At 67.8% G+C, this 25497-nt stretch carries 24 protein-coding genes; 12 read left to right on the forward strand and 12 right to left on the reverse strand.

Going from position 1 to position 25497, the window contains the following annotated elements:
• The first annotated feature begins 213 nt into the window (after positions 1-213).
• The 5 genes from NED98_RS20400 to NED98_RS20420 all read left to right on the forward strand — a co-directional run bounded on the left by NED98_RS20400 (position 214) and on the right by NED98_RS20420 (position 5497).
• Positions 214-2256 carry an FUSC family protein gene (locus NED98_RS20400; protein ID WP_265271355.1) on the forward strand — a complete coding sequence of 681 codons (2043 nt, stop codon included), beginning with the start codon at positions 214-216 and terminating at the stop codon, positions 2254-2256.
• Positions 2253-2468, forward strand: coding sequence for a DUF1656 domain-containing protein (locus NED98_RS20405; protein WP_179512642.1), 216 nt, complete (start codon positions 2253-2255; stop codon positions 2466-2468). Before NED98_RS20400 ends, NED98_RS20405 begins: the two co-directional genes overlap by 4 nt.
• Complete coding sequence (locus NED98_RS20410) at positions 2465-3346, forward strand: efflux RND transporter periplasmic adaptor subunit (protein ID WP_265314256.1); 882 nt, start codon at positions 2465-2467, stop codon at positions 3344-3346. The genes NED98_RS20405 and NED98_RS20410 overlap by 4 nt, the downstream gene beginning before the upstream one ends.
• Positions 3347-3462: 116 nt before the next feature.
• On the forward strand, positions 3463-4866 hold the full coding sequence (locus NED98_RS20415; protein ID WP_265314295.1) for an efflux transporter outer membrane subunit: 1404 nt from the start codon (positions 3463-3465) through the stop codon (positions 4864-4866).
• A 58-nt stretch (positions 4867-4924) separates the two neighbouring features.
• A complete protein-coding gene (locus tag NED98_RS20420; protein WP_265314297.1) occupies positions 4925-5497 on the forward strand; it encodes a NifU family protein in 573 nt (190 codons plus the stop codon).
• Here NED98_RS20420 and NED98_RS20425 read toward each other — a convergent pair.
• The 3 genes from NED98_RS20425 to NED98_RS20435 form a co-directional block, all read right to left on the reverse strand.
• Positions 5461-6561 carry a glycosyltransferase family 2 protein gene (locus NED98_RS20425; protein ID WP_265314257.1) on the reverse strand — a complete coding sequence of 367 codons (1101 nt, stop codon included), beginning with the start codon at positions 6559-6561 and terminating at the stop codon, positions 5461-5463. The two genes, NED98_RS20420 and NED98_RS20425, sit on opposite strands and share 37 nt — an antisense overlap.
• Positions 6558-9023, reverse strand: a complete 2466-nt coding sequence (locus NED98_RS20430; RefSeq protein ID WP_265314258.1) for a DegT/DnrJ/EryC1/StrS family aminotransferase — start codon at positions 9021-9023, stop codon at positions 6558-6560. Before NED98_RS20430 ends, NED98_RS20425 begins: the two co-directional genes overlap by 4 nt.
• A gap of 217 nt (positions 9024-9240) precedes the next feature.
• The gene (locus NED98_RS20435) at positions 9241-9540 is read right to left on the reverse strand and encodes a chorismate mutase (RefSeq protein ID WP_179512639.1); all 300 of its coding nucleotides are present in this window, start codon (positions 9538-9540) and stop codon (positions 9241-9243) included.
• Between the two features lie 114 nt (positions 9541-9654).
• Between NED98_RS20435 and NED98_RS20440 the strand changes: the two genes are divergently transcribed.
• A complete protein-coding gene (locus NED98_RS20440) occupies positions 9655-9882 on the forward strand; it encodes a hypothetical protein (protein ID WP_179512638.1) in 228 nt (75 codons plus the stop codon).
• A 159-nt stretch (positions 9883-10041) separates the two neighbouring features.
• Positions 10042-10656: a 30S ribosomal protein S4 gene (rpsD, locus tag NED98_RS20445; RefSeq protein WP_179512637.1), complete on the forward strand. Its 615-nt coding sequence runs from the start codon at positions 10042-10044 to the stop codon at positions 10654-10656.
• Between the two features lie 60 nt (positions 10657-10716).
• Here rpsD and NED98_RS20450 read toward each other — a convergent pair whose 3' ends face one another.
• Entirely contained in the window at positions 10717-12690 is a 1974-nt protein-coding gene (locus tag NED98_RS20450; RefSeq protein WP_265314260.1) for an alpha/beta hydrolase family protein, read from the reverse strand.
• A gap of 83 nt (positions 12691-12773) precedes the next feature.
• On the opposite strand from NED98_RS20450, the gene NED98_RS20455 reads away from it, so the two are divergent.
• On the forward strand, positions 12774-13475 hold the full coding sequence (locus tag NED98_RS20455) for an NAD-dependent deacylase (RefSeq protein WP_265314262.1): 702 nt from the start codon (positions 12774-12776) through the stop codon (positions 13473-13475).
• Here NED98_RS20455 and era read toward each other — a convergent pair.
• From era to lepB, 4 genes are all read right to left on the reverse strand, one after another.
• Entirely contained in the window at positions 13472-14365 is an 894-nt protein-coding gene (era, locus tag NED98_RS20460) for a GTPase Era (protein ID WP_265314263.1), read from the reverse strand. The two genes, NED98_RS20455 and era, sit on opposite strands and share 4 nt — an antisense overlap.
• Positions 14362-14724, reverse strand: coding sequence for a GIY-YIG nuclease family protein (locus tag NED98_RS20465; protein WP_265314265.1), 363 nt, complete (start codon positions 14722-14724; stop codon positions 14362-14364). The genes era and NED98_RS20465 overlap by 4 nt, the downstream gene beginning before the upstream one ends.
• Before the next feature lie 118 nt (positions 14725-14842).
• Positions 14843-15556, reverse strand: coding sequence for a ribonuclease III (rnc, locus tag NED98_RS20470; protein ID WP_179513747.1), 714 nt, complete (start codon positions 15554-15556; stop codon positions 14843-14845).
• Positions 15511-16368, reverse strand: coding sequence for a signal peptidase I (lepB, locus tag NED98_RS20475; RefSeq protein WP_265271342.1), 858 nt, complete (start codon positions 16366-16368; stop codon positions 15511-15513). The genes rnc and lepB overlap by 46 nt, the downstream gene beginning before the upstream one ends.
• A gap of 101 nt (positions 16369-16469) precedes the next feature.
• On the opposite strand from lepB, the gene pgi reads away from it, so the two are divergent.
• The 3 genes from pgi (at position 16470) to lpdA (ending at position 21160) form a co-directional block, all read left to right on the forward strand.
• A complete protein-coding gene (pgi, locus tag NED98_RS20480) occupies positions 16470-17963 on the forward strand; it encodes a glucose-6-phosphate isomerase (RefSeq protein WP_179512632.1) in 1494 nt (497 codons plus the stop codon).
• A gap of 212 nt (positions 17964-18175) precedes the next feature.
• Positions 18176-19525, forward strand: coding sequence for a glutathione-disulfide reductase (gorA, locus tag NED98_RS20485; protein ID WP_179512631.1), 1350 nt, complete (start codon positions 18176-18178; stop codon positions 19523-19525).
• A gap of 240 nt (positions 19526-19765) precedes the next feature.
• The gene (lpdA, locus tag NED98_RS20490) at positions 19766-21160 is read left to right on the forward strand and encodes a dihydrolipoyl dehydrogenase (protein ID WP_265314267.1); all 1395 of its coding nucleotides are present in this window, start codon (positions 19766-19768) and stop codon (positions 21158-21160) included.
• 265 nt (positions 21161-21425) lie between these two features.
• Here the strand turns inward: lpdA and NED98_RS20495 are convergent, their stop codons facing one another.
• The 4 genes from NED98_RS20495 to NED98_RS20510 all read right to left on the reverse strand — a co-directional run bounded on the left by NED98_RS20495 (position 21426) and on the right by NED98_RS20510 (position 24489).
• A complete protein-coding gene (locus tag NED98_RS20495) occupies positions 21426-22475 on the reverse strand; it encodes a 5-methyltetrahydropteroyltriglutamate--homocysteine methyltransferase (protein WP_265314268.1) in 1050 nt (349 codons plus the stop codon).
• 213 nt (positions 22476-22688) lie between these two features.
• Complete coding sequence (locus tag NED98_RS20500) at positions 22689-23306, reverse strand: VOC family protein (RefSeq protein WP_179512628.1); 618 nt, start codon at positions 23304-23306, stop codon at positions 22689-22691.
• A 118-nt stretch (positions 23307-23424) separates the two neighbouring features.
• Complete coding sequence (locus tag NED98_RS20505) at positions 23425-24081, reverse strand: carboxymuconolactone decarboxylase family protein (protein ID WP_265271336.1); 657 nt, start codon at positions 24079-24081, stop codon at positions 23425-23427.
• A gap of 15 nt (positions 24082-24096) precedes the next feature.
• Positions 24097-24489, reverse strand: a complete 393-nt coding sequence (locus NED98_RS20510; RefSeq protein ID WP_179512626.1) for a nuclear transport factor 2 family protein — start codon at positions 24487-24489, stop codon at positions 24097-24099.
• A 78-nt stretch (positions 24490-24567) separates the two neighbouring features.
• Here NED98_RS20510 and NED98_RS20515 point away from each other — a divergent pair, with 78 nt between their 5' ends.
• Positions 24568-25344 (forward strand): SDR family NAD(P)-dependent oxidoreductase, encoded by a 777-nt coding sequence (locus NED98_RS20515; RefSeq protein WP_265314269.1) that lies wholly within the window; start codon positions 24568-24570, stop codon positions 25342-25344.
• The last annotated feature ends 153 nt before the right edge of the window (positions 25345-25497 follow it).

Below are 25497 nucleotides of genomic sequence, written 5' to 3' on the forward strand. Positions count from 1 at the left end.
CCTGAGGCGCAGTGGACCCCGGCACAAGGCCGGGGCGGCGACGGAGCGCCTGCGGCAAACCCCTGATTTTGTGCAGTGCAAAAAAACAGGCTCGCCAGCCCCGCTGCTTTTGATTAGTCGCGGATACGACAGAGTCGTTGTCGTTTGCCGTCCGAGGGTGCGCGTGTCCGTCGAGTTCGAAACCGTGATCGTCATGCCGGCGGGGGCGGTGCGTTGATCGAGCGCTGGGGCATCGGCAAGGCGTTGTTCTCGCTGAAATGCCTGATCGGCGCGATGCTGGCTTACTGGATCGCGCTGCGCATCGGGCTGCAGCGGCCTTATTGGGCGGTGACCACCGCCTATATCGTCGCCCAGCCACTGGCCGGGGCGGCGGTATCCAAGGCGGTCTATCGGCTGGTCGGCACCGTGCTCGGCGCGGCGGCGGCGATTGCACTGGTGCCCAATCTGGTCAACGCGCCCGAATTGCTGTCGCTTGCTTTGGGGCTGTGGCTCGCCTTGTGCCTCTATATCTCGCTGCAGGATCGCACCCCGCGCAGCTATGTCTTCCTGCTCGCCGGCTATACCGCGAGCATCATCGGCTTCCCCAGCGTCGAGGCGCCGGGCGCGATCTTCACCACCTCGATCCTGCGCGTGCAGGAGATTTCGCTCGGGATCGTCTGCGGCAGTCTGGTCCAGGCGCTGATCCTGCCGCAGACCGTGACCAAGCAGCTGCTCGCGCGGATCGAGGTGATCCTCGCCGACGGCGAGCGCTGGTCGCGCGACGCGCTCGGCGAGGCGCGCGACGAGCGGCTCGACCGCGATCGCCGCCGGCTCGCGCTCGACATCAACGAATTGCACGTCCTGTCGACGCATCTGCCGTTCGACACCGCGCGCTTCCTGCCGCGGGTCCGCACGGTGCGCGCGTTTCAGGATCAATTGTCGCTGATCCTGCCGCTGGCGAGCGCGGTGGAGGATCGCATCGGCCAGTTGCGCGCGCTCGACGCCTTTCCCCCGGCGGCCGACGCGCTGATCCTGCGCATCCGCGAATGGCTGGCGATGCCGCTGCTCGGGGTCGACGAGCGCGCCGAGCTCACCGACGCGCTGATCGCCGACGCGCATGCGCTGGAGCCCGCCGCCGCGGCGCCGCTGGCGTGGCGCGATGCCTTGCTGCTCAGCCTCGCCGCGCGGCTCGCCGATCTGGTCGCGGCGCATCGCGCGGTGCGCGATCTCTACGCGCAGATGCGCTCGCCCTCGCGCCGCGCGGTCAGCCCGGTGGTCGCGGCGGCGCTGGCGCAAAGCTCGCGCCGCACCTTCCACCGCGATCGCCCGGCGGCGTTGCGCGCCGCACTCGGCACGCTGGCGACGATCCTGCTCGGCTCGGCTTTCTGGATCGGCACCGGCTGGGCCGATGGCGCGGGGGCGGTGCTGATCTCCGGGGTCGCCTGCGCCCTGTTCGGCGCGAGCGACGATCCGCGCCCGATGATCCTGTCCTTTTTGTGGGGGACGATCATCGGCGTCGTGCTCGCGGCGCTCTACGGTTACGTGATCCTGCCGCGCGTCACCGATTTCGTCACTTTGGTCGCGGTGCTGTCGCCGATGCTGCTGCTTCTCGGCTATTTCCTCACCGTCCCCACCGCCTCGCTGATCGCGCTCGGCACGGTGATGGGATTCATCAACATCGTCGGGCTCAATGCGCGTTATTCCGCCGATTTCGCCGCCTTCGTCAACGGATCGCTGGCGCAGATCGTCGGGACCGGTTTCGCGGTGGTGACGGTCGGGCTGTTTCAGGTGATCGGCGCGGAGCGCAGCGCCGCGCGGATCATCACCGCCGGCTGGCGCGATCTCGCGCGGCGCAGCAACCTCCCCAGCCGATCGGACGTCACCGGCTGGGTCAGCAAGATGCTCGACAGGATCGGGCTGCTCGCGCCGCGGCTCGCCGCGACCGGCGACGATCCCGGGCGGCCGATGCTCGATGCGTTGCAGGATCTGCGCGTCGGGGTGACGGTCGCCGAACTGCGTGACCTGCGCCTCGATGCCGGCAGCGAGGCGGGGGAGTTGATCACGCCGGTGCTCGGCGGGGTGGGGCGTTATTATGGCGCGCGCCGGCTCGATCGACCGCCGCCCGACGATCCGGCGCTGCTGGAAGGGATAGACCGCGCGATGGAGGCCTTTTCGCATGATACCGACACCGTTGTGCGCCGCCGTGCCGTGCTCGCGCTGACCGGGTTGCGCCGCAACCTGTTCCCCGCCGCGCCGGCTTATGGGGTGGCGGCATGAGGGGCGAGGTCAGCATCGCCGGGGTCTATATGCCGGGGTTGCTCGTGCTGGCGATCGTCGCGCTGGTCGTCACCGGCGTGCTCACCCGCCTGTTCGGCGTCGTCGGCGTCTATCGCCTGATCGCCTATCGCCCGCTCGTCGATGTCGCGCTCTATGTGATCGTGCTCGGCGGGCTCGTTCTCCTTTTCGTTCCGGACGCGCCGCTGCCATGAACCGCTATCTCGCCCCCCTCGGCCGCATCGCGGCGACCTTGCTGCTGGTCGCGATCGCGGTGCTCATCGCGCTCTGGCTGTGGCGCCGCTACGAGGTCGATCCCTGGACGCGCGACGGCCGCGTGCGCGCCGATGTGGTGCGCGTGACCCCCGATGTCGGCGGGCTCGTCACCGAGGTGAAGGTGCGCGACAACCAAGAGGTCAAGGTCGGCGACGTGCTGTTCGTGGTCGATCGCCCGCGCTACGCGCTCGCGCTGGAACAGGCCCAGGCCGCGATCCAGTCCGCCCGCGCGACGCTCAATCAGGCGCGGCGCGAGGCGCAGCGCGATCTCGCGCTCGGCAATCTCGTCGCGGCCGAGGCGCATGAGCAGAATGTCGCGCGCGTCACCACCGCCGAAGCCGCGCTGGCGCAGGCCGAGGCGCAGGCGGACGGCGCGCGGCTCAATCTTGCGCGCACCAATATCAAGGCGTCGGTCGACGGCACGGTGACCAACCTCGATCTCCACCCGGGCGATTTCGTCGGCGCGGGGCAGCAGGCGATGGCGCTGGTCGATCGCGACAGCCTGCGCGTCGAGGCCTATTTCGAGGAAACCAAGCTTGGCGCGATCCGTATCGGCGACAAGGCGCATATCCACCTGATGGGCGACGGCCGCACGGTCGAGGGGCATGTCGAAAGCATCGCCGCCGGGATCAGCGACAGCGAACTGACCAACACCGGCAATCTGCTGCCCAATGTGAATCCGACCTTCAACTGGGTGCGGCTGGCGCAGCGCATCCCGGTGCGGATCAAGCTCGACAAGGTGCCCGCCGACCTGCGCCTCGTCTCGGGCCGCACCGCGACGGTGACGATCGTGCCGCATGCGGAGCCGAAGAAGTGAGAAGCCGTTTCTCTCCCGGTTTCCGCCACCCCGGCGAAGGCCGGGGTCCAGCAACGGGCCGGCCGCGACTGGACCCCGGCCTTTGCCGGGGCGGTAGCGCGGGGGTTGGTGTGCTGATGTTGGCCGCCGGGCTGGCGGGGTGCACCGCCGGGCCGGACTATCACCTCCCCGAGCGCGCGGCGATCAATGCCCCGGCGGCGCAGGGCAAGTTCGATGCAGCGAACGACACGTCGTTCAGCGGCGCCGATCTGCCCGCTCGCTGGTGGCGGCTCTATAACGATGCGACGCTCGACGGGCTGATCGGCGAGGCGCTCGCCGCCAATACTGATCTGCGTGCCGCCGACGCCAATCTGCGCGCCGCGACCGCGGTGGTGCTCCAGGCGGAGGCGCAGCGCACCGTGCAGACCTCGGTCGAGGGCGGGGTGGCGCTGGCGCGGCCCTATGCCACCGGGCTGCCGCTGCCGGGGCAGGTGACCTATGACGCGACGGTCAACGGCACGCTGCCGATCGATCTGGCCGGGCGCATCCGCCGTGCGATCGAGGCGTCACAGGCCGATGCCGCGGCGGTGGCGGCGGTGCGCGACGAGGTGCGCGTGACGGTCGCCGCGACGACGACCCGCGCCTATCTCGCCGCCTGCGCCGCCAATCTGCGCATCGCCGCGGCGCAGCGCGTAATCCATATCCAGCAGCAGACCTATGACGCGACCCGGCGGCTCGAAAAGGGCGGGCGCGGCACCGCCTTCGATACGACGCGCGCGCGCACCGCGGTCGAGCAGAGCGCGGCGCAGGTGCCGGCGCTGGTCGCCGCGCGGCAGGCGGCGCTCTACCAGCTCGCGACCCTGCTCGGGCGGCCCCCGGCGGATTATCCGCGCGCGGTGGAGGCGTGTGCCGCGCTCCCCGCGATCGCCGGGCCGCTGCCGGTGGGGGACGGCGCCGCCTTGCTCCGCCGCCGCCCCGATGTCCGCGCCGCCGAGCGCCGGCTCGCCGCGGCGACCGCGCGGATCGGGGTCGCCACCGCCAATCTCTATCCGCAGGTCAGCTTCGCCGGGTCGCTCGGCTTCATCGGCCCGCTCAAGGGGTTCGGCGAGGGGAGCGATTTCAACCTCAACCTCGGCCCGCTGATGAGCTGGAGCTTCCCCAATCGCCGCGTCGCCCGCGCGCAGATCGCGCAGGCCGGTGCGGCGGCGGATGCTGCGCTGGCGTCGTTCGACGGTAGCGTCCTGGGGGCGCTGCGCGAGACCGAGACCGCGCTCGCCGCCTATGCGCGCGGCCGCGAACAGGTCGCCGCGCTGCGCCGCGCGCGCGACAGCGCGGCGACCGCGACGGGGCAGGCCGGCAAATTGTTCCGCTTCGGCCGCGGCGGCTTCCTCGATCTGCTCAGCGCGCAGGCGACGCTCGCCAATGCCGAAGTGTCGCTGGCCGCGGCGCAGGCGGGGGTGGCGGACAGCGAGGCGCAATTGTTCCTCGCGCTCGGCGGCGGGTGGGAGGCCGAGGCGCCGGCGCCGGCGGGTCAACCCTGACGATAAGGGCGTGCGATCGCCGCTTGATCCGACGCGGTCGGGTCGCCACATGGGCGGCATGTTGATCGAAACCGAAGCCACCCCGAACCCGGCCACGCTGAAGTTCCTGCCCGCCCGCACCGTCATGGAGCAGGGGACGCGCGACTTCGCCTCGCCCGAGGAAGCCGAAGCCTCGCCGCTCGCCGCGGCGCTGTTCGGGCTCGGCGACGTCACCGGGGTGTTCTTCGGGCGCGATTTCGTGTCGGTCACCGCCGCGCCGGGGGTCGAGTGGCACGCGCTCAAGCCCGATGTGCTCGCGATCCTGCTCGATCATTTCACCGCGCAGATGCCGTTGTTCCGCGGCGGCTCGGCCGATTTCGCGGTGCCCCCCGCCGAGGAGGAGATCGCCGACGATCCCGCCGACGCCGAAATCGTCGCGCAGATCAAGGATCTGATCGACACCCGCGTCCGCCCCGCGGTGGCCAATGACGGCGGCGACATCATCTATCGCGGGTTCGACAAGGGGAAGGTGTATCTGAAGATGCAGGGCGCCTGCTCGGGCTGCCCCTCCTCGACCGCGACGCTCAAGAACGGGATCGAGCAGCTGCTGCGCTATTACGTCCCCGAGGTGACCGAGGTGCGCGCGGTCTGACGGCCGAAGCCGATCAGCCGCGAGACGATCAGTTCCTCGAACCCGGCATAGCCCAGCCCGAGATGCTGCGGGCGGGTGCGCAGCGCGTCGCTGAGCGACAGGCTGCCGGCGCGGAGCCCGGCGCGCGCCACCCCCGCCCAGCGCCGCGCGGTTTCCCAGCGGATCAGCCGGCGATCATGCGGGTCGCACGCGTGTCGCGCGAGGAAATCCGCCTGTAGCGTCACCAATATCTCGCCCAGTCGGTGCAATGTCGCGCGATCGGGCGGGGCGGCGCGTGCCATCAGGTGGCGCACCACCAGGGCCGCCGCTTCGGGCGCGGCATCCCCCAGCACATCGGCATAGCTTTCCGCCAGCACGCGCCCGGCGCTGGCCTCCATCGTCGTCGTATAGCGTTGCGAGGCACCGCCTTCGTGCTGGCGATAGACCAGCAGATCGGCGTCGATCCGCGCGACCCGCCCGCCGATGCGCACGATGCGGTGATAAAGGTCGAAATCCTCGGCATAGAGCAATTCGGGGCGGGTGAACGGCTCCAGCCGCCGCGCGACATCGGCGCGGATCATCACCGACGACCACACCAGCGGATTCTCGATCCTGAGCAGCCATTCCACCAGCCGCGGGGTGCTGTGCGCGGCGTGGCGCGTCGCGGGGCGGATCACCCCGTTCGACAGCATCCCGGTATCGCTGCCGACCAGCGCGACATCGGGGTTGGCGTCGAGCCACGCCACCTGCCGCGCGAACCGCTCGGGGCGGCACAGATCGTCCTGGTCGAGCGCGGCGATATAGCGCCCGCGCGCCTCGGCGAAGGCGCGGTTGCGCGCGCGGACCGGGCCGCCATTCTCGTCCAAAGCGATGACGCGGACGCGCGGGTCGGGCCACGCGCGGAGCAACGCCAGCGTATCGTCGGTCGAGCGATCGTCGACCACGATCGCCTCGAAATCGCTGAGCGTCTGCGCGGCGAGGCTGTCGAGTGTCTCGCCGATCAGCGCGGCGCCGTTATACGCCGCCATGATCACGCTGACGGTGGGGGGGCTGGCGGTGGGGGGGCTGGCGCCGGGCGACGTCACGCCGCCTGCCGTCCCCGCGACGCGAGCAACTGATCGACGATCATCATGCCGACGTCATTCTGCCACAGCCACAGCCCGTTGGCCTGCCCGACGAAGCTCGCTTCGCCACCCAATTTGCCCCACGGCACGAACCCGGCGGCGAGCCCGATGCCGTAGAGCCCCGGCACCGCCGCGCCCGACGCGTCGAGCACGCGGCAGTGACGATCGACCAGCGCGCCGCCCTCATCCGCCGCGAGCCTTAGCGGGGCGCCGTCGACGCGCTCGACCGGCACCGCGCGCGGGCGATAGCCGAGCGCGGCGATCACCAGATCGGCACCGGCAATGATCTCCCGCGCGCGCGCCTCGTCGTCGCCGATGCGGTGGAGCGCGACGCGCGGATCGGGCTCGCGCGCATCGACCCGCAACATCCGCAGCACCAGTTCGCGCGCCTCCAGCCGGAAACCCGCGAGGCGATAGACGAACCCCGAGACCGGGCAGATATCGTCCGGCCCGAAATCGTCGAACCCTTCCGCCTGCGCCGCCTCGACCGAATGATAGAAGGGGCGCAGCGGGCGGCGGTGGAGCAGGGTGATCGCGCCGACCCCCAGCGGCAGCGCCGGCTGCCCCTTGAGCAGCAGCGCGATCGTGGTCAGCGCGCTGGTCGATCCGCCGATCACCGCGATCCGCGGCGAACGGATCGCGCGCAGCAGATCGGCGACGTTCTCGAATCCGCCGACGGTCAGCACATCGTCCGACTGCATCAGCCGATCGGGGGCGAGCTCGGTCAGCGGCGCGCCCGCGACGCGCTGCGCGACGAGCCGGTCGAGCGGCTGGTGCCCGCCGGTCGCGACCACCACGTTGCGCGCGATCTGCTCATGCTCGGCGTCGGTCGCCAGATCGCGGATGCGCACGCGCCACAGGCCGTCGTCGTCGCGGCGGATCGCGACCACCTCATGCCCGGTCAGCACGCTGCCGCCGTGATCGGTGACGATGCGGTGCAGCCGGTCCCCGGTCACGCGGAGCAGCGGGCCGACCTCGACCAGCGGCACTCCCAGAGCATCCTGATAGCGCGCCACCGCGCGCGCGCTGGGATGTTCGGTGAGCGCGGAAATTTCGGGGCAGGGGTTGCCGTTGACCGCGGTGAGGAAAGTCTGCGCGGTCGAATCCGAGGTGATCGCATAGCGGCCGAGCTGGCCGCCGCCGATCGTCGCGTCGCGTTCGACCACCACCAGCCCCGGCGCGAGCGCGGGGAGCAGCCCGTGCTTGCTCGCGGCGGTCAGCAGCGCGGTGCCGGCGGGGCCGCCCCCGACGATCAGCGTCTCGGCGATGCGCGGCTGGCCGGCGTGGACCCGCGCGATCCGCGGGGTGGCGCAGGCGGCGTCGAGCGCGGCGATCACCCGCTCGGCATCGGCCGCGGTCATCCGGTCGCTCAGCGGCAGCGAGATGATCCGCGCGCCCAATGCGTCCGCGACCGGGGTCGGCTCGATCGTCGCGACCTCGCGCACCCACGGCTGTTCGCCGAGATGCGGGCTAAAATATTTGCCGCAGCCGATCCCCGCGGCGTCGAGCGCGGCGATCACCTGCTCGCGATCGACCCCTTCGGGCAGCATCAGCGGGAAGAAGCCGAGCGCCTGCCGCCCGATCGGGGCGGGCTGGATCGCATAATGGCCGGCGATCGCGGTGCGATAGGCCGCGGCGACTTGTTCGCGCGCGGCGCAGACCGCGTCGAACCGGTCGAGCTGGGCATTGGCGATCGCCGCCAGCACCTCGGGCAGCTTGGCGTTGAGCCCCGGCAGCGTGGCGCTGCGCGCGCCGGCGAAACCGAAATTGGCCATCGCGCGGAGCCGCTCGATCGTATCGCGGTCGCCGCAATGGATCAGCGCGCCTTCGGCGACCGCGAACGGCTTGGTCGCGTGCATCGAGAAGACCACCGGGAAGGGCGCGCCGGCGCCGAAGCCCAGGCCATCCGCGTCGGTCGTGCCGAGCGAGGCGGCGGCGTCGATCACCACCTTCACCCCGTGGCGCCGCGCCAGCCAGGCATAACGATCGAGATCGATCGCGCGCCCGAAGGTCGCATAGGGCACCAGCGCGGCGATCTTCTCGCCGTGGCGCAGCAGCAATTGCTCCTCGGCGAGCGCGCTCGTGGTCCAGTCGTCGGGGTCGACATCGCACACCAAAGGGGTCAGCCCGGCCCACCACGCCGCCTCGGCGGTCGCGGCGAAGGTCAGCGCGGGCATCACGGCGAGGCGCCCGCCTCCTTGGCCGACGGCGTCCTTGAGCGCGATCATCAGCCCGAGCGTCGCATTGGCGACCGTCAGGCTCGCGCCGCGGCCGCCGAACAGCCGCGCGGTCGCGGCCTCCTCGAAGCGGCGCGCCTCGGGGCCGAAATTGCTGTAGATCCCGGATCGTTCGATCCGCTCCAGCGCGTCGCGATAGTCCGCAAGGCGCGGCGGATTGGGGGCGATCAGTGGCAGGCGCTGCATCGTCGGGCGGTTCCTTTCCGCCACGCTGATGCACGCAAGCCTCCTAAGGACCGGTTAGCGCCGGATTTTTTATGCAACAGCCAGCGGCGCAACTATCGTCACTCCGACCTTGTGCCGGAGTCCACGGAGCCACAGGCCTTACCGCAGGACCCTCTTGTTCAGCCGATGCCTCCCGGTGGACCCCGGCACAAGGCCGGAGTGACGGAGGATCTGGACGCTACCGCCGGTCGAACGCCTCGAATTCGTAAGCGATCGACGCCTCGACCAGCCGGTCCCACAAATCGGCGATCGCCGCGCCCGGCAGGCCAGCCGCTTCCGCGGCGGCACGGGCGTTGGCGATCACCTGCGCCTTGCGCGCCTCGTCGCGGACGGCGCCGCGCTCGGGCTTTATCCGCGCGGCGGCGTCCATATAGTCGAAACGGCGGCGGAGCAGCGCGACCAGCTCGCGGTCGAGCTGATCGACGCCGGTGCGGACCTCCGCCATCGTGGTGCATTGCGATCCGGGAAGGATTGTCATGCCGCGTGCTGTGGCGAGCCAGGGCCGCGCTGTCCAGTCGCCGCGACCGGATCTTGACCGCGACGCGCTGTCACAACACACTCATTGCGGGTTCACGGATAATCGAGGGGAATCATGATCTTCAGCGTCCTCCTGCTGCTACAGGCCGCGCCCGCGCCGGCCGCCCCTGCACCGGAAAAGCCGGCGGAGAAGGTCAGGTGCCGGACCTATCAGGAAACCGGCAGCCTCGTCGCGACCAAGCGCGTATGTCTGACGCCGTCGCAATGGAAGGCGCAGGAGCGCGAAACGCAGCGCGCGGTGGATACGTTTCAGCAGAGCGGCGCGGCCAACAGTCCCAGATAGCAGCGCCCCCTCGTCTTGACTCCGGCGCCCCCGCCCGCTAGGCGCGCGCCTTCGCAATCGGCCCCGTATCCCCGGTGAAGCGGTGGCCCTGCGTTTCCATAAGCGAAGCGTCAGAGCGATACCGGGACGAACCGTCGTTCGCAGATTGAAGGAAAGATCATGTCGAAGCGCTCGAGCGCCAAGTACAAACTCGACCGCCGGATGGGCGAAAACATCTGGGGTCGCCCGAAGAGCCCGGTCAACAAGCGTGAATATGGCCCCGGCCAGCACGGCCAGCGCCGCAAGGGCAAGATGTCGGATTTCGGCATCCAGCTGCGCGCCAAGCAGAAGCTCAAGGGCTATTATGGCGATGTGACCGAAAAGCAGTTCCGCCACTGCTATGACGAGGCCGCCCGGATGAAGGGCGATACCTCGCAGAACCTGATCGGCCTGCTCGAGCGCCGCCTCGACATGATCGTCTATCGCGCCAAGTTCGCGCCGACGATTTTCGCCGCGCGTCAGCTCGTCAGCCACGGTCACGTCTACGTCAACGGCGTGAAGTGCAACATCGCGTCGCGCCGCGTGTCGGTGAACGACGAGATCACGCTGGGCAAGAAGGCGCAGGAAATGGCGCTGGTGCTCGAAGCGCAGGGCCTCGCCGAGCGCGAGATCCCCGATTATGTCGCGCCGGACGGCACCGCCAAGGTCACCTTCATCCGCGTGCCGACGCTGGACGAAGTGCCCTATCCGGTGAAGATGGAACCGAATCTGGTCGTCGAATTCTATTCGCGCTGATCGATCGGCCATCCGGCCAGCGAAGGGGCGGCTCCGGCGACGGAGCCGCCCTTTTCGTATCTACATCCCGAGCGAGGCGCGCAAGAAGGTGTCCGCCTTGTCGAGCATCTCGGCGCGTGCGGCAGAATCGTCGAGCTGGTGATCCAGCCCCTTGAATTCGACCAGTTCCACCTTCTTGCCCGCATCGCGCAGCTTATCGCGCATCAGCCGCGATTCGTTGACGCGCACGTTCGAATCCTCGTCGCCGTGGAACAGCAGCACCGGTGCCTTGATCGCCGCCGCATTGCGCGCGGGCGATCCTTCGCGAACGTGCGGGCCGTTGCCGATGTAGCGATCGACGATCGAAAAGCTCATGTAGGCGCGCGCTTCGGTGCGCAACGTTTCCAGATCGGTGACCGGCGCGATCGCGACGATCGCCTTGAACAGATCGGCATCGAGCGCCGCCGATTGCAGCGCGGCATAGCCGCCATAGGACCAGCCGACGATCGCCAGCTTGCCGGGATTGGCGATGCCTTGCTGGGTCAGCCAGCGGCCGGCGTCGTTGACGTCGCCGATCGCGGTGCGCCACGATTGGAAGCCGTTCTTCTGGAACCACGCCTCGCCATAGCCGCTCGACCCGCGGAAATTGGGCTGGAGCACCGCGAAGCCGCGCGCGGCGAAGAATTGCGCCAGCCAGTCGAAGCCCCATTCGTCGCGCGCACCCGGGCCGCCGTGCGGCATCACGATCGTCGGCAGGTTCTTCCCGTCGGTCCCCACCGGCAGCGTGAGATAGCCGGGGATCATCGTCCCGTCCGCCGCGCGGTAGCTGATCGGCTTCATTGTCGCGAGCTTGATATTGGCGAGCTCGGGGCGCGCGGCGAGCACCTCCTCCATCTTCCGCGTATCCTTGTGGAACAGATAATAGCGGCCGGGATCGTCGTCGCTGCTGGCGCTGAGCAGCAGATCCTTTTCGTCGGCGCTGGCATCGACGAAGCGGATCTGCGGCAGGTTAGGGATCGCCTTGCCCAGCGCGGCGGAGAGTTTCGCCAGCTCGGGATCGAAGAATTGCGCGCGGCGCTTGTCGGTCACCCAGGATGCGCCGACGACGCGCTGCTGGCGCCCGATGCGGATCAGATCGTCGACGTCGACCTCGGGGTGCGCGACGACCAATTGCTTGGTGAGATTGCCGTCGAGCGAGATGCGGAACACCGCGCGCCGCCCGTCGGCATCGTCGAAACCATAGACCGCGTCGAGCGTGGGATCGACCGCGATCGGGTTGAACCCCCGGCCGGCATCCATCCCGACGCGATATTGGCCGAGCGTCTGCCAGCTCCGCTCGCCGCGCTTGCGATAGCTGTAGGAGATCGTGTCGCTGCTATAGCCGCCGGCGGTTTCCCCCTGATTGCCCATGATGCGTATCGTGCCGATGCCGTCGCTGATATAATCGGCGGCGTGGGTCCGCGGCTGTTCGACCGGCCGGCGCGACAGCGACACGGTGTTGACCAGATCGATGCCGACCCCGCTCTTGTCGTTGGCGAGGCGCGTGCCGATCGTGTTCTCGGGCACATAAGTGTGCGTCATCAGCACCGAGCCGCCGCTGCCGTCACCCGTCCAGTCGACCACCGCGCCGCCGGATTGCATGATGTTCAATGCACGAAAGCTGTTCGGTTCCTGCGACAGCCGCTTGAGCCCGCTGCCGTCGTCGTTGATCGCGAACATCCGCGTGAAGCCGATCAGCGTGCCCGCGTCGTTGACCTGCATCGACACATGGCAGATCAGCCGCGACGGCGTGGTCCAGCGGCAATAATCGAGCTGCTCGGTGCCCGCGGCGTTGCGCAATATCGCCTTCAGCGGATTGTTGCTGAAATCGCTGACGGTCAGCATCTGGCCGCGCGCGCCGTCGGCCAGGAGGACCGCCACCTTCTTGCCGTCCGGCGACAGGCTGATGCCCTGGATCGATTCGCGCGCGCCGAACGCCTTGGCCTCGCGCGACGGCTCGGCGTGCGCCGCGGTCGCCGCGAGAGCGACGCCGGCGAGAAATACTGCTTTGTGCATCTTTGCCCCCTCTTCCCCTCGCGTCATGCTATCGCGCCTCGTGACCGGCGCAAGCGACCGAATGATCGGCGGATGAGAAATTCGTGAAAGATATCACCAATATCGTTGTACTTACCGGCGCCGGCATTTCCGCCGAGAGCGGACTTGCCACTTTCCGCGGTCCCGGCGGGCTGTGGGAGGGGCATCGCGTCGAGGATGTCTGCACCCCCGAGGCGCTGGCGCGCGACGCGGCGCTGGTGCATCGCTTCTACGATGCGCGGCGCGCGGCGCTGGGCGGCGTCGTCCCCAATGCCGCGCATGACGCGCTGGCGCGGCTTGATCGCGACTGGCCGGGCGAATTGCTGATCGTCACCCAGAATGTCGACGACCTCCACGAGCGCGCCGGGGCGCGGCGGATGCTCCATATGCACGGCGAGCTCAACTCGGCGCTCTGCGCGGCGTGCGATGCGCGCCGGCCGTGGACCGGCAGCCTCCCGCCGGGCACGTCATGCGACGGTTGCGGCGCACCCGTGCTCCGCCCCGACATCGTGTTCTTCGGCGAGATGCCCTATCAAATGGACACGATCGACCGCGCGCTGGCGACATGCGACCTGTTCGTCTCGATCGGCACCTCGGGCGCGGTCTATCCGGCCGCGGGCTTCGTCCAGACCGCGCGCTATCACGGCGCGGCGACGCTCGAACTCAACCTCGAGCCCTCCGCCGGGAGCGGCTGGTTCGGCGAAACGCGGCTCGGCCCGGCATCCGAACTGGTGCCCGGCTGGGTCGACCAGATGCTCGGCGCCTAATCGACCCAGTCGAGCCCGATATCGCGATAGACCCCGCGATCCTCGTCCCAGCCCGGCTTGACCTTGACGTGCAGGTAGAGATGCACCGGCCGGTCGAGCAGCACCGCCAGCTCGGCGCGCGCGCGGGCGCCGATCTCGCGGATGCGGCTGCCGCCCTTGCCGAGGATGATCGCGCGCTGGGTCGGGCGCTCGACGAGGATCTGCTGGTGGATCTCGGCCGAGCCGTCCTCGCGATCGACGAACTTCTCGGTCTCGATCGTGCTCGAATAGGGCAGTTCGGCGTGGAGCTGGAGGTAGAGCTGCTCGCGCGTCACCTCCGCGGCGAGCGCGCGCTCGGTCGCGTCGGACACCTGGTCCTCGGGATAATGCCACGGCCCTTCGGGCATCGCACGCGCCAGCGCCGCCTTGAGTTCGGGCACCCCGTCTCCCGTCGTCGCGCTGACGAAGAAGGTTTCGGCGAAGGGCGCGATCGCGTTGAGCCGCTCGGCATGCGCGAGCAGCCGCGGCTTGTCCGCGACATCGACCTTGTTGAGGATCAGGTAGCGCGGCTCGCGGCGCTCGGCGAGGCGCTCGGCGATCTCCACCACCTTGGGGGCGAGCCCGCCCTTGGCGTCGACGACGAAGGCGAGCAGATCCGCCCCCTCCGCGCCGCCCCATGCCGCGGCGACCATCGCGCGATCGAGCCGGCGCTTGGGATCGAAGATGCCGGGGGTGTCGACGAGCAGCAATTGCGTCTCGCCGCTGATCGCGACCCCCATCAGCCGGGTGCGCGTCGTCTGCGCCTTGGGGCTGACGATCGCCACCTTCTGCCCGACGAGCGCGTTGACGAGGGTGGACTTGCCGGCGTTGGGCGCGCCGACCACCGCGATCAGGCCGCAGGATTGGGTCATGCGTGATCCTCTGCGCGGGTACCCACATCCGTTCGCCCTGAGCTTGTCGAAGGGCGGCCTGCCACCTGCCGGTTGCGCGCCAGTCGTGACATCTCCTGCCAGTCGCCGCAAACCAGCGCTTCCTTTTTGGCGCGCGTCCACCCCTTGATGCGGCGTTCGGCCTCCAATGCCTCCAGCCTAGTCGGAAATTCCTGACTCCAGACGAGTGCCACCGGTCGGCGATGCCGGGTATGGCCCTCGATTTGTCCTGCTTGATGTTGGTTCATTCGCATTTCGAGATTGTCTGTGTGACCGCAATAGAAGGAGTTGTCTGCGCAGCGGAGAAGATAAGCCCAGAAGGTCATGGGCGCGCCGACCATGATCCGTTCGCCCTGAGCCTGTCGAAGGGCGTCCCGCCGCCCGAGAGTCGGGGACGCCCTTCGACAAGCTCAGGGCGAACGGGGTGCGGGAGGTTCGGGCGTTCTCCCCCGCGCACGATCACCGCACCTTCTCCAGCAACGCTTTGGCCGCCGCGGTCTCCGCCTCCTGCTTGCTCCCGCCCTCGGCGGTCGCCTCGGCCAGCTTGGGGATCGCCGCCTTCACCGTGAAGCGCGGCGCGTGGCCCGGCCCGGCGCGGTCGATCACTTCATAGACCGGGGGCTTGCGCTGATGCGCCGCGGCCCATTCCTGCAGCGCCGATTTGGGATGCTGCGGCGCCGCCGATCCGGTGGCGATGCGATCCCCCCACAAACGGCGGATCGCATCGCGCGCCGCCGCCAGCCCGGCATCGCGATAGAGCGCGCCGAGCAATGCCTCCATCACATCGCCGAGCACATTGTCGCTGTCGCTCGCCCCGTCGTCGCGCGCCTGCTTGCCGAGCCGCAGATGCGCCGGCACCCCCAGTCCGCGCGCCACCTCGGCGCAGACCGCGCCGGTGACGAGCGCGTTGAACCGCTTCGACAGCGCGCCTTCCGGATCGGCCGGGAAACGCTCGTAAAGCCATTCGGCGATCACCAGCCCGAGCACGCGATCGCCGAGAAACTCCAGCCGCTCGTAATTGGCGTCGGAGCGGCTGCCGTGGGTCAGCGCGCGCTCGTAATCGGCCAGCGCGCCGGGCGGGCGGCCGAGCGCCTCGCCCAGCCAGCCGGCGAGATCGGCGGGCTCGCTCAGAAGCCGCCCCCGATCCGGTTCCAGCGCGCGGCGGTGATCCAGGTCCACGGCAGGACCCAGTTCGCCGAGCCGTCGGTCGACCAGAACAGGATCACCGCCTTGCCCTCGATATTCTCCATCGGGACATAGCCGAACCCGCCCGATGCCTGGCTGAAACGGCTGTCTTCCGAATTGTCGCGATTGTCGCCCATCATGAAGACATGACCGGCGGGGACGGTGAACAGCTCGGTATCGTCGGCCACCGTCTGCCCCATGTCGAGCACTTCATAGGAGCGCCCTCCGGGCAGCGTCTCGCGGAAGCGCGGATAGCGGCACACCTGCTTGCCGCCTTGCACGTCCTGGAATTGCGGCATGCATTTGTCGGGGCCGTAATTGGGGGTGAGCGGGACGATGAAATCGTCGATCCGCTGCTTGGGCACCGGCTGGCCGTTGAGGATCAGCACGCCGCCTTTCATCTGCACCGTATCGCCGGGCAACCCGATCACGCGCTTGATCACGTCATGATCGTTGGCCGGGGGGCCGCGGAACACCACGGTATCGCCGCGCGTCGGCGTGCCGCCGAACAGCCGCCCCGGAATCGGCGGGAAGCCGAACGGGAGCGACCAGCGCGAATAGCCGTAATTCCATTTCGAAACGAACAGATAGTCGCCGATCAGCAGCCGCGGCAACATCGATTCGGACGGAATCGAGAAAGGCGCGAAGACGAAGCTGCGGAACAGCCAGACGATGATCGCCAGCTTGACGAGAAAGCGCAGCGTATCGCGCATTTCCGATTTTTTGGGCGCCGCGGCGGCGGCGGTCGCCTTGCCGATCGGCTGCGGGATATCGTCGGGCGGGGTGTCCTGTTCGGCCATGCGGCCCGGCGTTGCCCAAGCACGCGCGCGCGTCAAGCCGCTGGCGTGTGGAACCGCGTATCGGTAACTGCTGTTCCAAGTTGAGTACAGGAAGGCGGATCATGGCGGACTGGTCGACGATCGCGGCATTGCCGCAGCAGAAGCTCACCCAATTGTTCGACGCGGATGCCGGGCGGCTCGAACGCCTGTCGCTCGATGTCGCGGGGATCCATTTCGATTTTTCCAAGACGCATCTCACCGCCGAGATGATCGCGGCATTCGATGCACTGGCGCGGGCGAGCGATCTTGCCGGCAAGCGCGAGGCGATGTTCGGCGGCGCGCATGTCAACGTCACCGAGGATCGCCCGGTCGAGCACACCGCCGAGCGCGGCGAGGGCAATCCCGAAAGCGTGCGCCGCGCGCGCGGCTATCACGCGCGGATGCGCGCGCTGGTCGACGCGATCGAGGCCGATGCGTTCGGGCCGGTGCGGCATATCCTCCACATCGGGATCGGCGGATCGGCGCTGGGGCCGCATCTGCTGGTCGATGCGCTCGGGCGCGATTCGGATCGCTACGACGTCGCGGTCGTCTCCAATGTCGACGGCATGGCGCTGGAGGATGTGTTCAACCTGTTCGATCCGGCCGCGACGCTGCTGGTGGTCGCGTCCAAGACCTTCACCACCACCGAAACGATGATGAACGCCGAGAGCGCGATCGCGTGGATGACCGAGCACGGGGTCGAGGACCCCTATGGCCGCGTCGTCGCGCTGACCGCCAGCCCCGACAAGGCGATCGAATGGGGTGTCGACGAAACCCGCGTGCTGCCGTTCAGTGAGGGCGTCGGCGGGCGCTATTCCTTATGGTCGTCGATCGGCTTTCCCGCCGCGATCAAATTGGGGTGGGACCAGTTCGAGGAATTGCTCGAGGGCGCGGCGGAGATGGATCGTCATTTCCGCCTTGCCGCGCTGCACGAGAATGCCCCGGTGCTCGCCGCCTTCGCCGATCTTTATTACACCCAGGTCCGCCGCGCCGAGACGCGCGCGCCCTTCGCCTATGACGAAAGGCTGCGGCTGCTGCCCAGCTACCTCCAGCAGCTCGAGATGGAATCGAACGGCAAGGGCGTGACGATCGATGGCAAGCCGGTGACCTATCCCACCGCCGCGATCACCTGGGGCGGGGTCGGCACCGATGCGCAGCATGCGGTGTTCCAGCTGCTGCATCAGGGGACGCATCTCGTCCCGGTCGAATTCCTCGCGGTGATCGAACAAGGCGATACGCTGCCCGAGGAGCATCACCGCCAGTTGCTGCTCAACGCCTTTGCGCAGGGCGCGGCGCTGATGAAGGGGCGCGAAAACCCCGACGATCCGGCGCGCGCCTATCCCGGCGACCGCCCCTCGTCGACCTTGCTGCTCGACCAGCTCGACGCGCGGACATTGGGCGCGCTGATCGCTTTCTACGAGCATCGCGTGTTCGTGAACGGCGTGCTCTTGGGGATCAATTCCTTCGACCAGTTCGGGGTCGAGCTGGGCAAGGAAATGGCCAAGGCGGCGGCGAAGGGCGGGGGGAGCTTCGATCCCTCGACCGACGACCTGATCCGGCGCGCCGGGCTGGCGTAAGCAATCACCGTCATTCCCGCGAAGGCGGGAATCCATTCTCGCAGGTCAGGGAAAGAGCCGCCCCGCCAGCCAGAATGGATTCCCGCCTTCGCGGGAATGACGGCGGTGGGCGCGGTTTCTGAACACTCCTTTACAGTGATCGGGATTTTGATCCTTTCGTCGAGCACCTCGGGCTCATATCTGCGCTCGACAGCGCTCGCGGAGACAGTTGAATGGCCGAATACGATTATGACCTGTTCACCATCGGCGCCGGCTCGGGCGGGACGCGTGCGAGCCGGGTGGCGGCGGCGCATGGCGCGCGGGTGGCGGTCGCGGAGGAATATCGCGTCGGCGGCACCTGCGTCATCCGCGGCTGCGTGCCCAAGAAACTGCTCGTCTATGGCGCGCATTTCGCCGAGGATCTGAAAGACGCCAAGCGCTTCGGCTGGCAGGTGCCCGACGAATGCGCGTTCGACTGGAAGACGCTCCAGGCCAATGTGCTGGCCGAGGTCGACCGGATCAACCTCGCTTATACGCATACGCTCGAAACCAACGGCGCGGAGATCATCCACCAGCGCGTCACGGTCACCGGCCCCAACGAGCTGACGCTCGCCGACGGGACCAAGAAGACCGCCAAGACGATCCTTGTCGCGACCGGCGCGCATCCGCACATCCCGCAATTCCCTGGGCACGAACATGGCATCACCTCCAACGAGGCGTTCCATCTCGAGGCGATCCCGAAGCGCGTGCTGATCGCCGGCGCGGGCTATATCGCCAACGAATTCGCCGGCATCTTCCACCAGCTCGGCGCGCACGTCATCGTGATGAACCGCACCAAGGAAATCCTGCGCGGCTACGATCTGCAGATCCGCGACCGGCTGCTCCAGATCAGCATGATGAAGGGGCTCGAATTCCGCTTCGACGCGACTTTCGAGAAGATCGACAGGAACGACGACGGCTCGCTCACCGTCCATATGTCGGGGCACGAGCCCGCGACGGTCGATTGCGTGATGTACGCCACCGGCCGCCTGCCCAATACCAAGGGGCTGGGGCTGGAGAATGCCGGGGTCGAGCTCGACGAGAAGGGCGCGGTGAAGGTCGACGCGCACAATCGCACCACCTGTCCGTCGATCTATGCGGTGGGCGACGTCACCAACCGCATCCAGCTCACCCCGGTCGCGATCCGCGAAGGGCAGGCGTTCGCCGAGAATATGTTCGGCGGCGGCAATGTGACGGTCGATTACGACAATGTCCCCAACGCCTGTTTCAGCCACCCGCCGATCGCGGGGGTCGGGATGACCGAGTCGGAGGCGCGGCAGAAGCTCGGGTCGGTGAAGGTCTATTCGTCCGATTTCCGCCCGATGAAGAACGTCCTCGCCGGGCGCGACGAGCGGGCGCTATACAAGATGGTGTGCGACGGCGAGACCGATCGCGTCGTCGGCATCCATATGATCGGGCCAGAGGTGGCGGAGATCATCCAGTCCGCCGCGGTCGCGGTGAAGGCCGGGCTGACCAAGGCGCAATTCGACGCCACCGTCGCGCTCCACCCGACGATGGCCGAGGAGCTGGTGCTGCTGAAATAAGGCAGTCCGTCTACACACTCACTCCGTCCCCCCGGCCTCGAGCCGGAGTCCATCGTGCCTCAGGCTTCGCGGCAAGAACCTCATGTCTCGCGCGTGCCTCCCGATGGACCCCGGCTTGAGGGCGGGGTGGCGGGGGTGAATATCGATCAGTGTGCGCATGAAGGATAGCGGGGGTTGCCTCCCCGCCCGCAAGGGCTATGTCCCAACCCAATTCCCGCTGGAAACATGAAGCGAGCGACCATGGCTGACGAATTCGACTTTGACGTGCTGGTGATCGGTGCCGGCCCCGGCGGCTATGTCGCGGCGATCCGCGCGGCGCAGCTTGGGCTCAAGACCGCCTGCGCCGAGAGCCGCGAGACCTTGGGCGGCACCTGCCTCAACGTCGGCTGCATCCCGTCGAAGGCGATGCTCCACGCGTCGGAATATTATGACGCCGCGGCCAACGGCGCCTTCGCCAAGCTCGGGATCAAGGTGACCCCGGAGCTCGATCTCGACACGATGCACGGCCAGCGCCGCGATGCGGTCAAGCAGCTCACCGGCGGGATCGAATTCCTGTTCAAGAAGAACAAGGTGACCTGGCTCAAGGGCAAGGCCAGCTTCGAAGACGCGCATAAGGTGAGGGTCGGCGACCAGACAGTCACCGCGAAGAATGTCGTCATCGCCACCGGTTCGTCGGTCACCCCGCTGCCCGGCGTGACGATCGATCAGAAGGTGGTGGTCGATTCGACCGGCGCGCTCGAACTGCCCAAGGTGCCCCAGCATATGGTGGTGATCGGCGGCGGGGTGATCGGGCTCGAGCTCGGCAGCGTGTGGCGCCGGCTCGGCGCCAAGGTCACCTGCGTCGAATTCCTCGACCAGATCCTCCCCGGCTTCGACGGCGAGGTCCGCAAGGAAGCCAATAAGATCTTCAAGAAGCAGGGGATCGAGTTCAAGCTCGGCACCAAGGTGACCAATGTCGCGGTCAACGGCGACACTGCGACGCTGACGTTGGAGCCCGCCGCCGGCGGCGAGGCGACGACGATCGAGGCGGATAGCGTGCTCGTCTCGATCGGCCGCAAGCCCAACACCGACGGGCTCGGCCTCGAAAAGATCGGTCTCACTCCCAACCAGCGCGGCCAGATCGAAACCGATCACGATTTCCGCACCGCGGTTTCGGGCGTGTGGGCGATCGGCGACGTCATCCCCGGCCCTATGCTCGCGCACAAGGCCGAGGACGAAGGGATTGCGGTCGCGGAGAATATCGCCGGCCAGCACGGCATCGTGAACCATGATGTGATCCCCAGCGTCGTCTATACCTGGCCGGAGATCGCCGGGGTCGGACTGACCGAGGAAGCCGCCAGGGAGCGCGGCGAGGTCAAGGTCGGCAAATTCCCGATGCTCGCCAACAGCCGCGCGAAGACCAACCACGAGCCCGACGGCTTCGTGAAGGTGATCGCCGATGCCAAAACCGACCGCGTGCTCGGCGTGTGGTGCATCGCCTCGGTCGCGGGGACGATGATCGCGCAGGCGGCGCAGGCGATGGAATTCGGCGCGACCAGCGAGGATATCGCCTACACCTGCCACGCGCACCCGACGCACAGCGAGGCGATCAAGGAAGCTGCGATGGCAGTGACGGGGAAACCGATTCACATCTGACCGCGCCAAGCCGCAGCGAAAGCTGCGGCGCGGCCTCGCCGCGGTCAGATCGACCGGCGGCGCCTCAAGCGGCGTCCGACGACGCGGCTTTGCCGCGGCGGGCTGGCTTTGTGTTCGAACCGTTCACCCGATATCCGGATCGCCGCCGCCGCCGTTGTGCTCCCGCGAAGGCGGGAGCCCAGACTGGGTCCCCGCCTTCGCGGGGACACAAAGAGGGCTACCGCTCCGGCATAGGCCGGGGTGGATCACATTCGTGCGGGATGCTCTAACCCGCCCCCAATTCCTTGCGCACGATCCGCGTGCCCTCGACCATCGCCGCCAATTTGCCGAACGCCACGTCGCGCGAATGGTATTTCATCCCGCAATCGGGTGCGATCCACAGCCGGTCGGCCGAGACGTGGCGCAGCGCCTCGCGGATTCGCGCGGCGATCAGCTCGGCGGGCTCGATCTCATTGTGCGACAGGTCGAGCACGCCATACATGATGATCTTGTCGGGCAACTCGGCGAGGATCGACGGATCGAGCCCCGGCTGCGCCGCCTCGACCGAGATGACGTCGATCCGCGAGCGGTTGAGCTCGGTCAGGAAGTCATAGGCCTTGGGCTTGGTCACCGAATTGCCGTGGACCAGAGCATAGCCGAAGCAGATGTGGAGCGCGGTGGTGCCGGTCACCCCGTCCAGCGCGCGGTCGAGCGCGGCGAGCGCATAATCGCGCGCATCGTCAGCGCGCGCCTGCATGTACGGCTCGTCGAGCTGGACGACATCGACCCCGGCGGCGAACAGATCCTTGATCTCGGCATTGACCGCATCGGCATAGTCCATCGCCAGATCGGCGTCGGTGGCATAATGGTCGTTCTGCGCCTGTTTGGTCATCGTGAACGGGCCGGGGAGGGTGAGCTTCACCGGGCGCGACGAATGGCGCTTGAGGAATTCGGCGTCCTGCACCTCGATCCCGCCGATGCGGCGGATCGGGCCGGCGACGCGGGGTGCGGGATTGGGCTTGCCGGTGCGGTCCATCGCGACGCCCGGATTGTCGATGTCGATCCCGCTCAGCGCATTGGCGAGCCGATTGGAATAGCTTTCGCGTCGCATCTCGCCGTCGCCGACGATATCGATCCCGGCGAGCTCCTGATCGCGGATCGCCACCAGGGTCGCGGCCTCCTGCGCGTCGCCCAGCCACGGCTCGGGGATGCGCCACAATTGCTGCGCGCGGACGCGCGGCGGCAGGCTCGCCTTGAGCCGCTCGCGATCGATCAGCCAGTCGGGTTGCGGATAGCTGCCGACGATCGTCGTCGGCAGGAGAATGTCGTTGGCCATATCGCCCTTTCAGCAAAGATGCCTCAGGGTACTTAGTGAGCTAAATAATATCAAGCGTTGTGGCTGTAAGCTCCCCTCCCTCGTGAACGGAGGGGCTAGGGGGGTATGGGGGTTGCCGATCTGCTTCCTCGCAGGCCAACCCACCCCCGCCCCCTCCCTGTTCAAGGGAGGGGAGAGGATCTGGTCAGCGCGATGCGCCCGTTGTCCCGCGCGTCACTTCGCGGTGGCGAGTTCGGTAACGTCATTCTGGGCGAGCGCCTTCTGGACGATCAGCCCTTCCTTCTTGGTGCCATCGGCGGTCACCGGATCGTGCGCCACGTCGGCGTCGGTGAACTCCTTGGTCCAGGCGGCGAATTCGAGGCACACGCCATCGGGATCGAAGAAATAGACCGAGCGGACGAATACGTCGTCATGCATGTGATCGCTGGTCTGCGTGTCCGAATTGTCGTGGTTGAGAATCTTGGTGACCGCGATCCCCTTGGCCTGCAGCCGCTCATAATATTCGTCGAATTTCTCGGCCGGCACGTTGAACGCGATATGGTTCATCGATCCGTGCGCCGAGCGGAAATCGCCCTGCGTCGGCAGCGCCGACGGGGCGGCGATCCCCGGATGCGCTTCGGGCGCGCCGTCGAACCAGAAGAAGGCGAGGCTGTCGCCATTGCCCATATCGAAGAAGAAATGCTGCCCGCGCCCGCCCGGCAGGTCGATCGTCTTGACCAAGGGCATTCCCAGCACGTCGCGATAGAATTCCACCGTTCGCGCCATATCCTTGCAGACCAAAGCCAGATGATTGACGCCCTTGAACTCGAACTGGGTGTTGGTGGCCGGCATCGTCCTTCTCCTCTTGTGGGACGCGGCGGAAAAGAGGCGGTTTTTCGCGCCGCGGCCGCGCCAGACAAATTTCGTGTCTCTTATATCCGGTTATAGCGCGAATCGTGCCAATCGTCAATCAAGTTGACGGTTTTGCCGCCGGCCGCGCCGCGCTGAGGAAGTCGGCGGCGTTGAAGCCTTCGGGCGCAGCGATCTCGACGATCGGCTCGTCGCGATTGTCATATTCCATCCTAAGCGCGCGGGTGATCACCGCATGCATGTCGTAAAGACAGGTGATGTAGGTGAATTCGAAGATTTGCTCGTCGTTCCAGAACGTCCTGAGCTTGTCGAACACCGCGGTCGGCACGCGCCCGCCGGCCTGCGACAGGCAATCGGCATAAGCGAGCACCGCGCGCTCCTGATCGTCGAAGCAATCGGCGACCGTCCAATGCGGTACCGCGGCGATCTTCTCGTCGCTTACCCCCAGCCCGCGCAGCGACTTGCAATGCTGCGAAAAGACGAACTGGCTGCCCTTGACCCAGCCCGCGCGGGTCTGGCCGAGTTCGCGCAGCACCGGATCGATCGTCCGCGCCGGGTTGCGATAGACCGCGAAGCCGTCGACCGCGTGCTTGAAGATGTCGGGAGAGAGCGCGAATACCGTCCACCAATCACCCGGCGTGCCGGTCGCGGTACCGGGCTCGGCGACGGGATCGCGATCGCCGAACAGGCGGTCGTAATAATTGAGCACGATCTGGTCGGTCACCTCGCCGCGCGGCACCTGGCGCAATACGGGCATGATCGTTCTCCTCGCTCAGGCCGCCGCGAATTTGCGGAATTCGGCGACGTGCGCCGAATCGAAATATTCGTCGAGCCGGGTGATCTTGCCGTTCTCCACCCGGCAGACGATCGCGCAGGGCAGGCGCACCGCGCCGCCGTCATGCACGCGATTGCCCTGCAGCACATGCTGCTGGACGAACCCGCCGGGGAAGATATCGAGCCGGCGCTCGGCATATTGGCGGTTGGCGATCCGCGCGACCATCCCGGTCAGCGTCCTGGCGGTATCGGCGGGGGTGACGATCAATTCGTCGGTATTGTGCCAGATTTCGGCATCGGGGGTGAAGCTGCCCTGCATCGTCGCGATATCGCCTTCCTCGATCGCATCGAAGAAGCGCTTCGCAAAGGCGCGCATCTCGGTCTCGTTCATCGCCGCTCTCTCTCCAGTCACTCGCTTGCGCTTGATGCTTAGATACATAAGGATGTGAGTCAACCACAGGAGAGGCATATGGATATTCGGGGACGCTGGGCGGTCGTGACGGGGGCCGCGTCGGGGATCGGCCGCGCCACCGCGGTGCGGCTGGCGCAAGCCGGCGCGGCGCGGGTGACGTTGCTCGATGTCAATGCGGCGGGGCTCGCGGAAAGCGCGGCGTTGGTCGCGGCGGCGGGCGCCGAAGCGGAGACCGAGCGACTCGACCTCGGCGATCTGCCGGCGGTCGCGGCGTGGCTCGATCGCACCTTGGCGGACGGGGCGCCCGATATCCTCCACAACAACGCCGGGGTCGTGTCCGGCCCGGCGGCGTTTCCGGAAATGCCGCTCGATCGGCTGCGCTGGATCGTCGACGTCAACCTCACCTCTCTGGTGCTGATGACCGAGCGCGTCGCGCGGGCGATGCACCCGCGCGGCGGGGGCGTGATCGTCAACACCGTCTCGACCGTCGCGCTCGGCCCGGGGTTCCGCGATGCGATGTATGCCGTGACCAAAGCGGGGGTGATGATGCTCACCCGTTGCTGCGCCTCGCTCAAGGAGGAATGGGGGGTGCGGGTCGCGGGGGTGTTGCCGGGGCTGACCGATACGCCGATCCTCCACACCACCGGCGGCGATCGCGCGGCGGACTGGATGGCGCCGGTGCTGGCGAACAACGAACGTTGCACCCCCGACGATATCGCCGCGGCGGTGATCGACCTGATCGCGGACGACGGTCTCGCCGGCGGAGATTGGGTGGCGGTGAGACGCGAAAACGGCGCGGTGACCCGTCAATGGGGGCACGACACGCCGGTGTAGCGGATCACGGAGCAACATCGTCCCCGTTCGCCCTGAGCGTGTCAAAGGGCTGCCCTTCTTCCTCGGAAAGAAAGTGCAGGGCTTCGACAAGCTCAGCCCGAACGGGGAGAGGTAGTTACGTTTAACCTGGTTCGCTCAGCGCGGCGACGCCCT

It is taken from the genome of Sphingomonas lycopersici (genome assembly GCF_026130605.1).
Lineage (GTDB): Bacteria > Pseudomonadota > Alphaproteobacteria > Sphingomonadales > Sphingomonadaceae > Sphingomonas > Sphingomonas lycopersici.

Bases quoted from the DNA above. Each gene is read 5' to 3' on its own strand.
- NED98_RS20405 (WP_179512642.1), top strand. From the start codon at position 2,253: ATGAGGGGCGAGGTCAGCATCGCCGGGGTCTATATGCCGGGGTTGCTC.
- NED98_RS20410 (WP_265314256.1), top strand. From the start codon at position 2,465: ATGAACCGCTATCTCGCCCCCCTCGGCCGCATCGCGGCGACCTTGCTG.
- NED98_RS20415 (WP_265314295.1), top strand. From the start codon at position 3,463: ATGTTGGCCGCCGGGCTGGCGGGGTGCACCGCCGGGCCGGACTATCAC.
- NED98_RS20420 (WP_265314297.1), top strand. From the start codon at position 4,925: ATGTTGATCGAAACCGAAGCCACCCCGAACCCGGCCACGCTGAAGTTC.
- NED98_RS20430 (WP_265314258.1), bottom strand. From the start codon at position 9,023: ATGCAGCGCCTGCCACTGATCGCCCCCAATCCGCCGCGCCTTGCGGAC.
- NED98_RS20435 (WP_179512639.1), bottom strand. From the start codon at position 9,540: ATGACAATCCTTCCCGGATCGCAATGCACCACGATGGCGGAGGTCCGC.
- NED98_RS20440 (WP_179512638.1), top strand. From the start codon at position 9,655: ATGATCTTCAGCGTCCTCCTGCTGCTACAGGCCGCGCCCGCGCCGGCC.
- rpsD (WP_179512637.1), top strand. From the start codon at position 10,042: ATGTCGAAGCGCTCGAGCGCCAAGTACAAACTCGACCGCCGGATGGGC.
- NED98_RS20450 (WP_265314260.1), bottom strand. From the start codon at position 12,690: ATGCACAAAGCAGTATTTCTCGCCGGCGTCGCTCTCGCGGCGACCGCG.
- era (WP_265314263.1), bottom strand. From the start codon at position 14,365: ATGACCCAATCCTGCGGCCTGATCGCGGTGGTCGGCGCGCCCAACGCC.
- NED98_RS20465 (WP_265314265.1), bottom strand. From the start codon at position 14,724: ATGGTCGGCGCGCCCATGACCTTCTGGGCTTATCTTCTCCGCTGCGCA.
- lepB (WP_265271342.1), bottom strand. From the start codon at position 16,368: ATGGCCGAACAGGACACCCCGCCCGACGATATCCCGCAGCCGATCGGC.
- pgi (WP_179512632.1), top strand. From the start codon at position 16,470: ATGGCGGACTGGTCGACGATCGCGGCATTGCCGCAGCAGAAGCTCACC.
- gorA (WP_179512631.1), top strand. From the start codon at position 18,176: ATGGCCGAATACGATTATGACCTGTTCACCATCGGCGCCGGCTCGGGC.
- lpdA (WP_265314267.1), top strand. From the start codon at position 19,766: ATGGCTGACGAATTCGACTTTGACGTGCTGGTGATCGGTGCCGGCCCC.
- NED98_RS20495 (WP_265314268.1), bottom strand. From the start codon at position 22,475: ATGGCCAACGACATTCTCCTGCCGACGACGATCGTCGGCAGCTATCCG.
- NED98_RS20500 (WP_179512628.1), bottom strand. From the start codon at position 23,306: ATGCCGGCCACCAACACCCAGTTCGAGTTCAAGGGCGTCAATCATCTG.
- NED98_RS20505 (WP_265271336.1), bottom strand. From the start codon at position 24,081: ATGCCCGTATTGCGCCAGGTGCCGCGCGGCGAGGTGACCGACCAGATC.
- NED98_RS20510 (WP_179512626.1), bottom strand. From the start codon at position 24,489: ATGAACGAGACCGAGATGCGCGCCTTTGCGAAGCGCTTCTTCGATGCG.
- NED98_RS20515 (WP_265314269.1), top strand. From the start codon at position 24,568: ATGGATATTCGGGGACGCTGGGCGGTCGTGACGGGGGCCGCGTCGGGG.